At 72.9% G+C, this 13,314-nt stretch carries 15 protein-coding genes; 11 read left to right on the top strand and 4 right to left on the bottom strand.

Annotation, left to right across the window (positions count from 1 at the left end):
- Positions 1-21 precede the first annotated feature (21 nt).
- The 6 genes from metK to JI751_RS10445 all read left to right on the top strand — a co-directional run bounded on the left by metK (position 22) and on the right by JI751_RS10445 (position 6,623).
- Positions 22-1,224, top strand: a complete 1,203-nt coding sequence (gene metK / locus JI751_RS10470; protein ID WP_201936066.1) for a methionine adenosyltransferase — start codon at positions 22-24, stop codon at positions 1,222-1,224.
- A gap of 128 nt (positions 1,225-1,352) precedes the next feature.
- Positions 1,353-3,359, top strand: a complete 2,007-nt coding sequence (locus JI751_RS10465; protein WP_201936065.1) for a primosomal protein N' — start codon at positions 1,353-1,355, stop codon at positions 3,357-3,359.
- Positions 3,360-3,392: 33 nt separating this feature from the next.
- On the top strand, positions 3,393-3,938 hold the full coding sequence (gene def / locus JI751_RS10460) for a peptide deformylase (protein WP_201936064.1): 546 nt from the start codon (positions 3,393-3,395) through the stop codon (positions 3,936-3,938).
- Positions 3,938-4,870, top strand: a complete 933-nt coding sequence (gene fmt, locus JI751_RS10455; RefSeq protein ID WP_201936063.1) for a methionyl-tRNA formyltransferase — start codon at positions 3,938-3,940, stop codon at positions 4,868-4,870. Before def ends, fmt begins: the two co-directional genes overlap by 1 nt.
- Positions 4,871-4,879: 9 nt before the next feature.
- Entirely contained in the window at positions 4,880-5,305 is a 426-nt protein-coding gene (locus tag JI751_RS10450) for an MmcQ/YjbR family DNA-binding protein (protein ID WP_201936062.1), read from the top strand.
- Positions 5,298-6,623 (top strand): RsmB/NOP family class I SAM-dependent RNA methyltransferase, encoded by a 1,326-nt coding sequence (locus tag JI751_RS10445; RefSeq protein WP_307814085.1) that lies wholly within the window; start codon positions 5,298-5,300, stop codon positions 6,621-6,623. Before JI751_RS10450 ends, JI751_RS10445 begins: the two co-directional genes overlap by 8 nt.
- Here JI751_RS10445 and JI751_RS10440 read toward each other — a convergent pair.
- Positions 6,620-7,429 (bottom strand): AAA family ATPase, encoded by an 810-nt coding sequence (locus JI751_RS10440; protein ID WP_201936059.1) that lies wholly within the window; start codon positions 7,427-7,429, stop codon positions 6,620-6,622. The genes JI751_RS10445 and JI751_RS10440 overlap by 4 nt on opposite strands.
- Positions 7,430-7,582: 153 nt before the next feature.
- Between JI751_RS10440 and JI751_RS10435 the strand changes: the two genes are divergently transcribed.
- The 5 genes from JI751_RS10435 (at position 7,583) to JI751_RS10415 (ending at position 11,610) form a co-directional block, all read left to right on the top strand.
- Complete coding sequence (locus JI751_RS10435) at positions 7,583-8,569, top strand: hypothetical protein (protein ID WP_201936058.1); 987 nt, start codon at positions 7,583-7,585, stop codon at positions 8,567-8,569.
- A 22-nt stretch (positions 8,570-8,591) separates the two neighbouring features.
- The gene (locus JI751_RS10430; protein ID WP_201936057.1) at positions 8,592-9,563 is read left to right on the top strand and encodes a DNA polymerase domain-containing protein; all 972 of its coding nucleotides are present in this window, start codon (positions 8,592-8,594) and stop codon (positions 9,561-9,563) included.
- Between the two features lie 52 nt (positions 9,564-9,615).
- Complete coding sequence (locus JI751_RS10425) at positions 9,616-10,407, top strand: PH domain-containing protein (protein ID WP_201936056.1); 792 nt, start codon at positions 9,616-9,618, stop codon at positions 10,405-10,407.
- Between the two features lie 63 nt (positions 10,408-10,470).
- Positions 10,471-11,133, top strand: coding sequence for a ribulose-phosphate 3-epimerase (gene rpe / locus JI751_RS10420; protein WP_201936054.1), 663 nt, complete (start codon positions 10,471-10,473; stop codon positions 11,131-11,133).
- 9 nt (positions 11,134-11,142) lie between these two features.
- Entirely contained in the window at positions 11,143-11,610 is a 468-nt protein-coding gene (locus tag JI751_RS10415) for a DUF427 domain-containing protein (RefSeq protein WP_201936053.1), read from the top strand.
- 4 nt (positions 11,611-11,614) lie between these two features.
- On the opposite strand, the gene JI751_RS10410 is transcribed toward JI751_RS10415, so the two are convergent.
- The 3 genes from JI751_RS10410 to JI751_RS10400 all read right to left on the bottom strand — a co-directional run bounded on the left by JI751_RS10410 (position 11,615) and on the right by JI751_RS10400 (position 13,305).
- Positions 11,615-11,989, bottom strand: a complete 375-nt coding sequence (locus JI751_RS10410; RefSeq protein ID WP_201936051.1) for a hypothetical protein — start codon at positions 11,987-11,989, stop codon at positions 11,615-11,617.
- Between the two features lie 109 nt (positions 11,990-12,098).
- Complete coding sequence (locus JI751_RS10405) at positions 12,099-12,326, bottom strand: DUF5703 family protein (RefSeq protein WP_372440561.1); 228 nt, start codon at positions 12,324-12,326, stop codon at positions 12,099-12,101.
- A 31-nt stretch (positions 12,327-12,357) separates the two neighbouring features.
- Positions 12,358-13,305 (bottom strand): aldo/keto reductase, encoded by a 948-nt coding sequence (locus JI751_RS10400; RefSeq protein ID WP_201936050.1) that lies wholly within the window; start codon positions 13,303-13,305, stop codon positions 12,358-12,360.
- Positions 13,306-13,314 lie beyond the last annotated feature (9 nt).

The raw sequence follows: 13,314 nt of genomic DNA, 5'->3' as shown, positions 1-13,314 counted from the left end.
ACACAAGAATTGAGAGCCAACGTGGCAGGACGCCTCTTCACCTCGGAGTCCGTGACCGAGGGTCACCCGGACAAGATCGCCGACCGCATCAGCGACTCGGTCCTCGACTACCTGATGTCGGAGGACTCCGACCGCGCGAACCTGCGGGTCGCGGTCGAGACCCTGCTGACGACCGGCCTGGTCGTCGTCGCGGGCGAGGTCCGCACGACGGCGTACGCCCCGGTCGCCGACATCGTCCGCAAGGCGATCCTCGACATCGGCTACGACTCCTCGGACAAGGGCTTCGACGGCACCACGTGCGGCGTCCAGGTCGCGATCGGCGCCCAGTCGAGCGACATCGCCGCCGGCGTCGACGCGGGCCACGAGTCGCGCGTCGGCTCCTCGGAGGACGAGCTCGACAAGCGCGGTGCCGGCGACCAGGGCCTGATGTTCGGCTACGCCTGCGACGACACCCCCGAGCTGATGCCGCTCCCGATCACGATCGCCCAGCGCCTCGCGCAGCGGCTGACCGAGGTGCGCAAGGACGGCACGCTCAACTACCTGCGGCCCGACGGCAAGACCCAGGTCACGATCGAGTACGACGAGGACGACCGCCCGGTGCGCATCGACACCGTCGTCCTCTCGACCCAGCACGACGCCGACGTCGACCACGCCACGCTCGAGGCCGACATCAAGCAGCACGTCATCGACCCGGTGCTCGCGAAGTTCGACCTGCCGTCCGAGAACTACCGGATGCTGGTCAACCCGACCGGCACCTTCGTCATCGGCGGCCCGATGGGCGACGCCGGCCTCACCGGCCGCAAGATCATCGTCGACACCTACGGCGGCATGGCCCGCCACGGCGGCGGTGCCTTCTCCGGCAAGGACCCGTCGAAGGTCGACCGCTCCGCCGCCTACGCCATGCGCTGGGTCGCCAAGAACGTCGTCGCCGCGGGCCTCGCGCGCCGCTGCGAGGCGCAGGTCGCCTACGCCATCGGCAAGGCCGCCCCGGTCGGCGTCTTCATCGAGACCTTCGGCACCGGCGTCGTCGCCGACGAGAAGATCCAGGAGGCCGTGCTCGAGGTCTTCGACCTGCGTCCGGCCGCGATCATCCGCGACCTCGACCTGCTGCGTCCGATCTACGCCCAGACCTCGGCCTACGGCCACTTCGGCCGCGAGCTCCCCGAGTTCACCTGGGAGTCGACCGACCGCGCCGACAAGCTGAAGGCTGCCGCCGGCATCTGAGGCCGGCTCCCCGTCGGAGTCCCCGCTCGTGCGGGGAGTCCGTCACTTGTAGGCCGTTGCAACCGCCTCCGAGTGTCGGACTCGCCCTCCAAGTACGACGGTCGGTGGGCGCTGACAGAATCCCGGCCATGACCGCAGACGAAGCCCCGGAAGCAGACATGCTCCCGGGGCTTCGTGCTGCCGTGGACGACGCCAAGGCCAAGGCTGCGGCCACCCGGCGGCGGAAGGCCGCCGCGTGGGAGCCCGCGGCGGTCGACCCCGTTGCCCGGGTGCTCGTCGACATCGCGCTCGCCCACCTCGACCGTCCGTTCGACTACGCCGTGCCGACGGCGATGGCCGACACCGCCGTCCCCGGCGCGCGGGTCAAGGTGCGGTTCGCCGGCCAGGAGGTCCAGGGCTACGTCGTCGAGCGGACCAGCGAGACCGACCACACGGGCGCCCTCCAGCCGCTGCGCCGGGTGGTCAGCGCCGAGCCCGTGCTCGCTCCGGAGATCGCCGAGCTGAGCGCGACGCTCGCCCGGGCCTACGCCGGTGCCCGGTCCGACGTGCTCCGCCTCGCCGTCCCGCCACGCCACGCGACCGGCGAGAAGGCCGCGTCCGAGCCCGCGCCCGCTCCGCCGGACGTGACACCCGGCGCCTGGGACGAGGTCGAGCACGCGGCCGCGTTCCTCCGCCGGCTCGCGGCGGGCGAGACGCCGCGCGCGGTGTGGTCCGCGGCGCCCGCCGACGACTGGCCGCAGATGATCGCCGAGGCGGTGGCGACGTCGTACGCCGCCGGGCGGGGCGCGCTGGTCTGCGTGCCCGACGGTCGTGACGTCGCGCGGGTCGACGCGGCGCTGATCCAGGTCTTGGGCGAGGGTCACCACGTCTGCCTCACCGCGGACGGCGGTCCGGCGAAGCGCTACCGCGACTTCCTGGCGGTCTCCCGCGGGGCCAGGCGCGTGGTCGTGGGCACCCGCTCAGCGGCGTTCGCCCCCGTCCACGACCTCGGGCTGCTGGTGCTCTGGGACGACGGCGACGACCTCCACGCCGAGCCACGGGCGCCCTATCCGCACACCCGCGAGGTGCTCGTCGCGCGCGCCGAGCAGCAGTCGACCGCGGTGCTCCTCGGGGGAGTTGCCCGCACGCCCGAGGCCCAGCAGCTGCTCGCCTCCGGGTGGGCCCACGAGCTGGCCGTGCCGCGCGAGGTCCTGCGCTCCCGCGTACGCGCCGTGGCCGTGCCCGCGGAGGACCGACAGGTCGGCACCCGCATCCCGCGAGCGGCCTACGACGCCGTCCGACGTGGTCTGGAGTCCGGTCCGGTGCTCGTCCAGACGCCCCGGGCGGGCTACGCCGCCTCCCTGGCCTGCGACACCTGCCGTGCTCCTGCCCGCTGCACGGTGTGCACCGGCCCGCTGGCGGTGCCGGCGCCGGCCGTGCCGCCGCAGTGCCGGTGGTGCGGACACGCCGAGCGGGCGTGGGCCTGTGCCACCTGTGGCGGTCGCGGCCTCCGCGCTCCGGTGCGCGGCGAGGCACGCACGGCCGAGGAGCTCGGCCGGATGTTCGCCGGCACGACCGTGCGCAGCAGCTCGGGCGAGCGGGTCCTCGACCGCGTCGGCGCTGCCGCCGACATCGTCGTGGCCACCGTCGGCGCCGAGCCGGTCGCCGACGACGGCTACGCCGCGGTCGTCGTCCTCGACACCTGGCTCACCCTCGCCCGCGACGACCTGAGGGCCTCGGAGGAGGCCCTGCGTCGCTGGCTCAACGCCGGAGCGCTCGTACGCCGGGGCGGTCACGTCGTGGCCGTGGGGGATCCTGCCCACCCGGCGCTGCAGGCACTCGTGCGCTGGGACCCGGCCGGCTTCGCCCGGCGCGAGGTCGAGGAGCGGTCGCAGGCCCACCTGCCGCCCGCGGCGCGGATGGCCACCGTCACCGGCGACCTCGGTGCGCTCGACGACGTGCTGCACCTCCTCGACCTGCCCGAGGGCGCCGAGGTGCTGGGGCCCGTCCCGGTCGAGGACGAGCACCGGGTCGTGCTCCGCGTGCCGCGGGCCACCGGCGCCGCGCTGTCCGGGGCGCTCGGCGACCTCCAGCGGGTGCGCTCGGCACGCAAGCTCGACCCGGTCCGGATCCAGGTCGACCCCCTCACGATCTGACCCGAGTGCCGGTCCCTACCTAGACTGCGCCGCATGGCCATCCAGCCCATCCGCCTCTTCGGCGACCCCGTGCTCCGGCAGCGCGCGATCGAGGTCGACAGCTTCGACCGCGAGCTCCGCCAGCTGGTCACCGACCTCACCGACACGATGCTCGCCGCCCCCGGTGCAGGCCTCGCGGCGCCGCAGATCGGGGTCGGCCTCCGGGTCTTCACCTGGCACGTCGAGGGCGAGCTGGGCCACCTGGTGAACCCGTCGCTCGAGCTGTCCGACGAGACGCAGGACGGCGCCGAGGGGTGCCTGTCCCTGCCCGAGCTCACCTACGACTGCCTGCGCGCCCTCAACGTCATCGCCACCGGCTTCGACATGCACGGCGAGCCGGTGCGCATCGAGGCCTCGGAGCTGCTCGCCCGTGCCATGCAGCACGAGACCGACCACCTCGACGGGATCCTCTTCATCGACAAGCTCGACACGGACGCCCGCAAGGCGGCGATGAAGGAGATCCGCGAGTCCGAGTGGTTCGGGCTCGAGCAGCCCGTCGTACGGGTGAGCCCCCACGCCACGGGTGGGCTCGGCATCTGATGCGGGTCGTCTTCGCCGGCACCCCCGAGGTCGCCCTTCCCGCGCTCGACGCGGTCGCCGACAGCCGTCACGAGCTCGTCGGCGTCGTGACCCGTCCCGACGCGCCCAGTGGCCGCGGCCGCAGGCTGGTCGCCAGCCCGGTCGCGCAGCGGGCCGAGGAGCTCGGCGTACCCGTGCTCAAGCCCGAGCACCCGCGCGACCCCGACTTCCAGGCCGCCCTGGCCGCGCTGCGTCCCGACGCCTGCCCCGTGGTGGCGTACGGCGCCCTGCTGCCGCAGTCGGCCCTCGACCTCGTCCCGCACGGGTGGATCAACCTGCACTTCTCGGTGCTGCCGTCGTGGCGCGGCGCCGCCCCCGTGCAGCACGCGCTGTGGGCGGGCGACGAGGTCACCGGCGCCACGACGTTCCGCATCGTGAAGGCGCTCGACGCCGGACCGGTGTTCGGCGTGATGACCGAGCGGATCCGTCCCGACGACACGGCGGGCGACCTGCTGGCGCGGCTCGCCGAGGGTGGCTCGGGGTTGCTGGTCCAGACGCTCGACGGCATCGAGGACGGCTCCCTGGAGGCGCGCGAGCAGCAGGAGGAGGGGGTGTCGTTCGCCCCCAAGATCCTGGTCGACGACGCGCGCATCGACTGGACGCACCCCGCGGTCGGGATCGAGCGGCAGGTCCGGGCGTGCACCCCCGGACCCGGCGCGTGGAGCACCTTCGAGGGCGAACGGATCAAGATCGGACCGGTCCGGCACGTCGACCACGAGGCCGTGGCGCCGGGCGTCCTGGCGGTCACCAAGAACGCCGTCGTCGTCGGCACGGGCACCACTCCGGTGCTCCTCGGCGAGGTCAAGGCCTTCGGCAAGAAGCAGATGGGCGCCGCCGACTGGGCCCGCGGCGTACGTCTCGAGTCGGGCGTCCGACTCGATTCCGGCGACTAGGGTCAGCGCATGAGCGACTCCACCGACCGGCCCGCCCGGCCCGAGGACATCGACGAGATCTGTGGGTCGCTGCCCGAGACCGAGCTGGGCACGTCGTGGGGCGACCGGCCGACGTGGAAGGTGCCGCGCGGCGAGAAGGGCAAGGGCTTCGTGCTCTACCGGATGCCGCACAAGACCGCCGTCGACCCCGAGACGGGGGAGATGTACGACGACGTGGTCGTCGTCCACACGCCGACCGAGGTCGAGAAGAACGCGCTCGTCGCGGACGAGTCGACGCCGTTCTTCACCATCGACCACTTCAAGGGCTACAGCGCCGTGCTGGTGCGTCAGTCCCGGCTCGGTGAGATCTCGCGGCAGGAGCTCGTCGAGGTCATCACCGACGCGTGGGCGGCCAAGGCGCCCAAGAAGCTGGTGCGGGAGCACCTCGGTGAGTGAGCGCCGCCGGCCGGTCGACCGGCCACGGCGCGCCGCTCTCGACGTCCTGACCGCCGTCCGCGCCGACCGGGCCTACGCCAACCTGGTGCTGCCCCAGGTGCTGCGCAAGCACGGGCTCGACGGTCGCGACGCCGCCCTCGCCACCGAGCTGGCGTCCGGCGCGATCCGGATGCAGGGGCTCTACGACCCGGTGATCGACGCCTGCCTGGCCAAGCCCAAGCTCCAGCCCGAGGTGCGCGACGTGCTCCGGCTCGGGGTCCACCAGCTCCTGTCGATGCGGGTGCCCGACCACGCCGCCATCTCGACGAGCGTCGACCTCGTCCACCAGACCGTCGGGCGCGGCCCGTCCGGGCTGGTCAACGCCGTGCTCCGCAAGATCAGCGCGCGCCCCGTCGACCAGTGGGTCACCGACGTCGCCCCCGATCCGTCGACCGACCTCCACGGCCACCTCGCCGTCGCCCGGTCCCACCCGCGCTGGGTCGTCGACGCCCTCGCGGAGGCGCTCGGCCCGGACGCCTCCGACGACGAGCTGGCGGCCCTGCTCGACGCCGACAACGCACCGCCCCGGGTCACGCTCGCGGCCCGGCCCGGGCTGGCCGAGGTCTCCGAGCTGGAGGCAGCCGGTGGGACCCGCACGAGCCGGTCGCCGTACGGCGTCGAGCTCGCCGGCGGCGACCCGGCGAGCATCCCTGCCGTGGCCGAGGGTCGCGCAGGCGTGCAGGACGAGGGATCGCAGCTCGTCGCGCTGGCGATGAGCGACGCCGACCTCGAGGGACGCGACGAGCAGTGGCTCGACCTCTGCGCCGGGCCGGGTGGCAAGGCCGCCCTCCTGGCAGCGATCGCGGCACAGCGCGGCGCGCACCTCGTCGCCAACGAGCGCCAGCCGCACCGCGCAGCGCTGGTGGCGTCGGCGATGCGTGCCGTGCCGCGCGGCACGGTCGACGTGCTGGCCGGTGACGGCACCCGCCCTCCGTGGGTGCCGGGGACGTTCGACCGCGTGCTCGTCGACGCGCCGTGCTCCGGACTCGGCGCCCTGCGCCGCCGCGCCGAGTCGCGCTGGCGGCGTACGCCCGACGACGTCGACGTGCTCGTCGGCCTCCAGCAGGTGCTGCTCGACGTGGCGATCGACTCGGTGCGGCCGGGTGGGGTCGTGGTCTACGCGACCTGCTCACCGGTGCTCGCCGAGACGACCGAGGTCGTCGCCGCAGTGCTCGACCGGCGCGGCGACGCCGACGAGGTCGACCGCTTCCAGCTCTGGCCGCACCGCGACGGCACCGATGCGATGTTCGCCGCCACCCTGCGCAGGCGCCCCCTCTAGTCGTCCGCTCGGTCGTCCTCTCGGTCGTCCTCTCGGTCGTCCGCTCGGTCGTCCTCTCGGTCGCCCTCTCGGTCGTCCTGGAGGTGGCGCAGGTAGGCCCACGGCTCGGCGAGGTAGCGCCGCCAGTGGTCGACCAGCTCGAGCTCGCCCCACGCCGTCTCGCGCAGGCCCCACGGCCCGGCCTCGAGGATCCGCGCGCCGGGCATCGCGGCGAGGACGGGGGAGTGGGTGGCGCAGAGCACCTGGCCCCTGCGCGCCACCACCCTCTGCAGCGCGGCGACGAGGCCGAGCGTTGAGGAGAACGACAGTGCCGCCTCGGGCTCGTCGAGGCAGAAGAAGCCTGCTCCGGTGAACCGCGACTCGAGCACGGCGAGGAAGGACTCGCCGTGGCTCATCTCGTGGAAGGCGTGATCATCCCCGCCGAGGCCCTCGATGTAGGAGTACCAGCCGTGCATCGTCTCGGCGCGCAGGAAGAAGCCCCACTTCGTGGACCCGGCCCCGCGCACCAGCTGAAGTGCGTCGCCGAGGGCTGACTCGGTGGCCCGCGTGGAGTGCTGGCTGTGGGTGCTCCCGCCCTCCGGCGACAACCCGAAGGACGTGGCGACCGCCTCGACCAGCGTGGACTTGCCGGAGCCGTTCTCACCGACCAGGAAGGTCACCCCCGGCCCGAGGTCGAGGCCGTCGGCCAGCACCTGCGCGACGGCCGGGATGGAGGCCGGATAGGAGCGACGGGGCAGGTCGTGGCCGGGCCGTGCCTCGACGCGGCGCACGGGATGTCGCGGCACGTCGTCACCCCGGAACGGCATGGCGACAACCTACGGCTCCACCCCGACAGGTGGGTCCGCGAGATCTTCGACGGATCAACGGCACCCACCTGTTCCCCTCGTTGGATCGACCGAGCATGATGTGACCAAGTGCGGCGCATGGGGCGTGGTGCGATTCGGGGAGCAGGACGACGGATGCGGTTGCGGACCACCATGGCGCTGGTCGCGTCGGCGATGACGCTGGCGGCTCTCGGTGCCGCCCCGGCAGAGGCTGCCGAGGGTGCCCAGCGGCTGTCGGGCCCGGCGACGGGTGACCCGGACGTCTTCTTGACCTACGTCGGATGTGACGCCCTCTTCGGCGCGGCGCAGCCGCCGCAGTCGCGGCTCAACCTCGGCCCCTACACGGCGCCGATGGGTCGCCGCTCGCTCGGCCTGGTGCCGGCGGCGCCCGGCACGGCCTCCGGTCCCTTCACCCGCTTCGCGTCGCTCGCCGGCCTCGACACCACGGTCGCCGTGGCGTCCACGTCGGGGAGCCAGGGCGTCTCCTACGTCATGGCCATCACGTCCGACAACCTCCCCGGCACCGCCTGGCGCGGTCGCGCCGCGCTCTCGGCGCCGGCAGGCTCCTGGACGACGGTGTCGACGGCCGCGACGACGTACGACTGGACGCTGGTCGAGCTCGGGACGCTGGCGCCGCTCGGCTCGTCGGAGACCGCCACCACGGCGGACTTCGCGGCCCGGCACGGCGACGGTGCGGGCTTCGCAGTCACCGGGTTCGGCTGTGACGGCGCGCCGTTCAACCTCGACGCCGTCCGCGGGTCCGGTTCGACCTTCGACTTCGAGGGCACGACCCTGGCCACCGGTGTGGCGGTCGACCGTAGGTCCGTCGACGCCGGCCAGTCGGTCTCGCTGACCGGGCGGGTCACCGACCCGAGCGGTCGCGTCACCGGCGACCCGCTGGTGCTCGAGTCGCGGCGCCCCGGCGGCGCCTGGGCCCCCGCCGGCGACCTGGTCCTCACCGGCCCCAACGGGCTGGCGCGCGTCGACGTACCCGTCACCGAGACCACCGAGTTCCGCTGGCACCGCCCCGAGAGCCAGTACGCCGACGAGGGCTGGTCCGACCCGGTGACCGTGACGGTCGCCGAGGCCCCTGCCGCCCTTGAGGGTGCGAAGAACAAGTAGCCGCTGCGGCTAGGGTCGCCCCATGGCGTCGCCGTTCACCGAGATCGAGGTCGACGACCGCGTCGTCAAGGTGACGAACCCGGACCGGGAGTACTTCCCGCCGCTCGACGGTCGTCCCGGGGCCACCAAGCTCGACCTGGTCGAGTACTACCTGTCGGTCGGCGACGGCATCGTCAACGCGCTGTTCGAGCGACCGTGCATGCTGCACCGCTTCCCGAAGGGCCTCGCCGGCGACAAGGTGCACCAGAAGCGATTGCCGGCGGGAGCGCCGGAGTGGGTCGAGACCGTGCAGCTCTTCTTCCCGCGCTGGAAGCGGACTGCCGACGAGCTGTGCGTCACCGAGCTCGGCAGCGTCATCTGGGCCGTGCAGATGTCGACCGTCGAGTTCCACCCGTGGAACAGCCGTCGCGCCGACACCGAGAAGCCCGACGAGTGGCGCATCGACCTCGATCCCGGTCCGGGCTGCGACTGGGCGACCGTCCAGCGCGTCGCACACGTCGCCCACGAGGTGCTCGACGAGCTCGGCGCCGTCGGCTTCCCCAAGACCAGTGGCGGCTCCGGGCTGCACATCTACGTGCGCATCCCGCCCGACCACGGCTTCCAGGACGTACGCCGTGGCGCGCTCGCCTTCGCCCGGGAGGTCGAGCGCCGCGCCGACGGCGACGTCACGACGGCGTGGTGGCGCAAGGACCGCGATCCCTCGCAGCTGTTCGTCGACTACAACCAGAACGCCCGCGACCACACGATCGCGGCGGCGTACTCCGTGCGCGGCGTGCCGCAGGCCCGTGTCTCCGCACCCATCCGCTGGGACGAGGTCGACGACTGCACGCCTGACGACTTCACGATCTTCACCATGCCGTCGCGATTCGCGGACCTGGGCGACCTCCACGCGGACATCGACGGACACCCGTTCGACATCGCGCCGCTCCTCGCCTGGGCGGACCGCGACGACGCCGAGGGTGCCGAGGCTCCGCCGGAGCCGGAGGAGACCTGACCCATCCGCGTTCTTGGGACAGGCCGTGAGACGACGTCCTACCCTGCGGGCCATGGGATTCGAGTACGTCGCGGTGCCGTGGTCGGTCGGCGACGTCGATCCTCAGCCCCGGATGCGACTCGAGCTCGAGGCGCTCGGCTTCCGGCTCCTCGGCGGGTGCGCCGTGTCGGACCGGCACGCACAGGAACTGCATGACATGGCGCAGCCGTACGGCAACCGAGCTGAGGAGTTCGCCGTGTGGGCGGCACGCCCCGGGCAGGTGTTCGCAGCACCGGACGGCACGGCATTCGCCCAGCTGGCATGGTTGTGGGACTGCCACTACGGGTGCTTCACCACACATGTGCCGGACGGCAGCGTCATCCAGACCCTGACGGCGTGGGGCAGCGACCCGGTCTGGCCGGGACTGCTGTCCAGGTTCCGCTGGCTCACGACCCGTAGCACCGAGCAGATGGTGCTCGCCACGGATCCTGAGGCACAGGTCATCGAGGGGGTGGAGGCGGCGTGGACCGCACACCAGCGACGTCTAGCCGGGATCGGCAGACCTCTACCTCAGCACGGCGACCTCGGACGGTTCGTGCAGGTCCATGCGGCCGAGTCCGAGATCAGGCTCCAGTGGGCCCGTCGCATGGAGGGGATGGCGGTCGTCCTGGCGTTCATGTTCACCGTGCTGGCCCTCGCCATGGTGGGACGCGCGATCGGCCCACAGCCCTGGTGGGTGTTCCTCTCCACCAGCGCCGTCGGCATGCTGCTGGCGGTCTACCTGTACCTCTGCTTCAAGATCCGCGCTCGACGGTGGCGATGGCTCAAGCCGCGGTTCCGGACGCCGGCGCGACCGGCAGCCTGATCAGGGATCCGCTCGCACCGAGCCACGCCCTCGTCCAGCGACCGCAGTCCCTAGGATTGACCCGTGGGCATCCAGATCACGCCGAGCATCCTCAACGCCGACCTGTCGCGCCTGGCCGACGAGGTCGCCCGGATCCCCAGCGCCGACTGGGTGCACGTGGACGTGATGGACAACCACTTCGTCCCGAACCTCACGCTCGGCCTGCCGGTCGTCGAGGCGCTGAGCAAGCACGCCGCCCAGCCGATCGACGTGCACCTCATGATCGAGGACGCCGACCGCTGGGCACCGGCCTACGCCGAGGCCGGGTGCGGGTCGGTGACCTTCCACGCCGAGGCGGCGAAGGCACCGGTCCGGCTGGCGCGGGAGATCCGCCACCAGGGCGCGCGGGCGTCGATGGCGCTCAAGCCGGCGACGCCGATCGAGCCCTACGAGTCGCTGCTGCCCGAGCTCGACATGGTGCTGATCATGACGGTGGAGCCGGGGTTCGGCGGGCAGAAGTTCCTCGACCTGTGCCTTCCCAAGATCCGTACGGCGCGCGAGCTGATGCGCAAGCACGACGTCGAGACCTGGCTCCAGGTGGACGGCGGCGTCTCCCTCGAGACCATCGAACGCTGTGCCGAGGCCGGCGCCGACGTCTTCGTCGCGGGCTCGGCCGTCTACTCCGCCGACGACCCGGACGCCATGGTGCGCGAGCTCAAGGCGAAGGCGATAGGCGCCGCTCCGTAGATTGGCGCCATGACCGAATCCGTCTGGGACTACCCGCGTCCGCCGCGGGTCGACACGAGCAACGAGCACGTGGTGGTCGAGCACGGGGGAGTCGTGGTCGCCGACACGACCACGAGCCTGCGCGTCCTCGAGACCAGCCACCCGCCGACCTACTACCTGCCGCGCAGCGCCTTCGCCGACGGCGTCCTCCGGGAGGCCCAGAAGGGCGCGAGCTGGTGCGAGTGGAAGGGCGCGGCCGACTACTTCGACATCGTCGTCGGCGACGACGTGCTCCCGTCGGTGGCGTGGGCCTACCCGACTCCGTCGGCCGGCTTCGAGGCGCTGCTCGACCACGTCGCGCTCTACCCCGGTCGCGTCGACCGCTGCACGGTCGACGGCGAGGTCGTCCAGCCGCAGCCGGGCAGCTTCTACGGCGGCTGGATCACCTCGCGGGTCACCGGGCCGTTCAAGGGCGCACCCGGGACACAGGGCTGGTAAGTCCTCAGTGCAGGCCGCGGTCGTCGGCCGACTGGCTCATCAGGTGCGACCCGTGCCGGGCCTGGGCGTCGATCCTGCGGTGGTCGGCGACCTGGGTCGCACCCTCGAGCTCGCCGGCGCGGGTCTGCACCCGCTCGAGCCGGGCAGCCCAGGTCTCGTGGGCGCGCGCGACGTCGTCGAGCGTGGCGTGGGGCACCACGATCGCGTCGCCCTCGCAGCGCAGTCGCGGCTCGATCATCGCGAGCCCCTCGGCCTCGTACGTCGTCAGTGGGCGGGTCAGCCGGATCCGTACGGGGTAGGCCCCGGCGTCCACGTCCGCGGGGTCGACGGCCAGCTCGACGATCGCGAGCTCGGTCCTGCGCGTACGCCGTGACGGCATGGCTGGTCCTCCAGGTCCTCGGGTGCCGGGACCGGGGGTCCCGTGCCCACGAGTCGACCACCGGGCGGCCGGGAGGGCCATGGGGTCCGCACCCCATGTAGGGGAGGGCTCAGCCGGCGAAGAGCGTGAGCCGCTGGCGGATGATCTTGCGCCGCAGCACGACCCGGCGCTTGCCGTCGTTGCCGATCCGGAGCCGGTCGAGCTCCCAGCCGCCGTGCTCGGCGCGGTCGACGAGGAGTCGGGTGACGACGTTGCGGGAGAAGTCCTTCGGCAGCACGAGCGTCTCGAACTCCCACTCGATGCCGCGCCCGGGTGGGCGTCGTTGGATCCTGGCCACTGGAGCTCCTCTCGAACCGACTCAGGCGGGATCAGTCGGCGGACACGTCGTCGAGCGCCTCGACGATCTCGGCGGGCAGGGCCAGCTCCTCGACGCCGAGGGCACCGTCGAGCTGGGCGGCGGTGCGGGCCCCCACGATCGGGGCGGTGACGCCGGGCCGGTCGCGGACCCACACCAGCGCGACCTCGAGCGGGGACCAGCCCAGGCCGTCGGCGGCACGCGCCACGGCCTCGACGATGCCGCGGCCGCGCTCGTCGAGGTAGGCGCCGACGAAGCCGGCGAAGTGCTCGGTCGCACCGCGCGAGTCGGACGGCGTACCGGAGCGGTACTTGCCCGTCAGCACGCCGCGCCCCAGCGGCGACCACGGCAGCACGCCGAGCCCGAGCGCCTGCGCGGCCGGGACCACCTCGTGCTCGACGTGGCGGTTGAGCAGGGAGTACTCCACCTGCGTCGAGGCCAGGGGTGTGCGGCCCGGCACCGCGCGCTGCCACGTCGCGGCCTGCGCCGTCTGCCACCCGGTGTAGTTGGAGATGCCGACGTAGGACGCGCGCCCGGAGGTGACGGCCAGGTCGAGCGCGCTCAACGTCTCCTCGACCGGCGTCTCGTCGGTCCACACGTGCACCTGCCACAGGTCGACGTGGTCCACGCCGAGCCGCTTCAGGGAGGCGTCGAGGGTCGTCAGCAGGGTGCCGCGCGAGGTGTTGGTGACCCGCTCGCCCGTACGCCGCGAGATGCCCGCCTTGGTCGCGAGGACCACCTCGTCGCGGGCGACCACGTCACCGAGCAGGGTGCCGATGAGCTCCTCGCTGGCCCCGTCGCCGTACCCGGCCGCGGTGTCGAGGAGCGTGCCGCCCGCCTCGGCGAAGGCGATCAGCTGGTCACGGGCCTCGTGCTCGTCGGTGTCACGACCCCACGTCATGGTGCCCAGGCCGAGCCGGGAGACCTTCAGGCCGGTGGCCCCGAGCGAACGCTGCTGCATGGGGCGAGC

The organism is Nocardioides baculatus (assembly GCF_016735675.1).
GTDB lineage: Bacteria > Actinomycetota > Actinomycetes > Propionibacteriales > Nocardioidaceae > Nocardioides > Nocardioides baculatus.
Note: the sequence above shows the minus strand (reverse complement) of the source record. Positions and strands in the feature narration are given on the sequence as shown.

What these genes read in the sequence shown, in the direction of transcription:
- JI751_RS10465 (WP_201936065.1), top strand. Translation starts at nt 1,353, where the DNA reads ATGACCGCAGACGAAGCCCCGGAAGCAGACATGCTCCCGGGGCTTCGT.
- def (WP_201936064.1), top strand. Translation starts at nt 3,393, where the DNA reads ATGGCCATCCAGCCCATCCGCCTCTTCGGCGACCCCGTGCTCCGGCAG.
- fmt (WP_201936063.1), top strand. Translation starts at nt 3,938, where the DNA reads ATGCGGGTCGTCTTCGCCGGCACCCCCGAGGTCGCCCTTCCCGCGCTC.
- JI751_RS10450 (WP_201936062.1), top strand. Translation starts at nt 4,880, where the DNA reads ATGAGCGACTCCACCGACCGGCCCGCCCGGCCCGAGGACATCGACGAG.
- JI751_RS10440 (WP_201936059.1), bottom strand. Translation starts at nt 7,429, where the DNA reads ATGCCGTTCCGGGGTGACGACGTGCCGCGACATCCCGTGCGCCGCGTC.
- JI751_RS10435 (WP_201936058.1), top strand. Translation starts at nt 7,583, where the DNA reads ATGCGGTTGCGGACCACCATGGCGCTGGTCGCGTCGGCGATGACGCTG.
- JI751_RS10430 (WP_201936057.1), top strand. Translation starts at nt 8,592, where the DNA reads ATGGCGTCGCCGTTCACCGAGATCGAGGTCGACGACCGCGTCGTCAAG.
- JI751_RS10425 (WP_201936056.1), top strand. Translation starts at nt 9,616, where the DNA reads ATGGGATTCGAGTACGTCGCGGTGCCGTGGTCGGTCGGCGACGTCGAT.
- JI751_RS10415 (WP_201936053.1), top strand. Translation starts at nt 11,143, where the DNA reads ATGACCGAATCCGTCTGGGACTACCCGCGTCCGCCGCGGGTCGACACG.
- JI751_RS10410 (WP_201936051.1), bottom strand. Translation starts at nt 11,989, where the DNA reads ATGCCGTCACGGCGTACGCGCAGGACCGAGCTCGCGATCGTCGAGCTG.
- JI751_RS10400 (WP_201936050.1), bottom strand. Translation starts at nt 13,305, where the DNA reads ATGCAGCAGCGTTCGCTCGGGGCCACCGGCCTGAAGGTCTCCCGGCTC.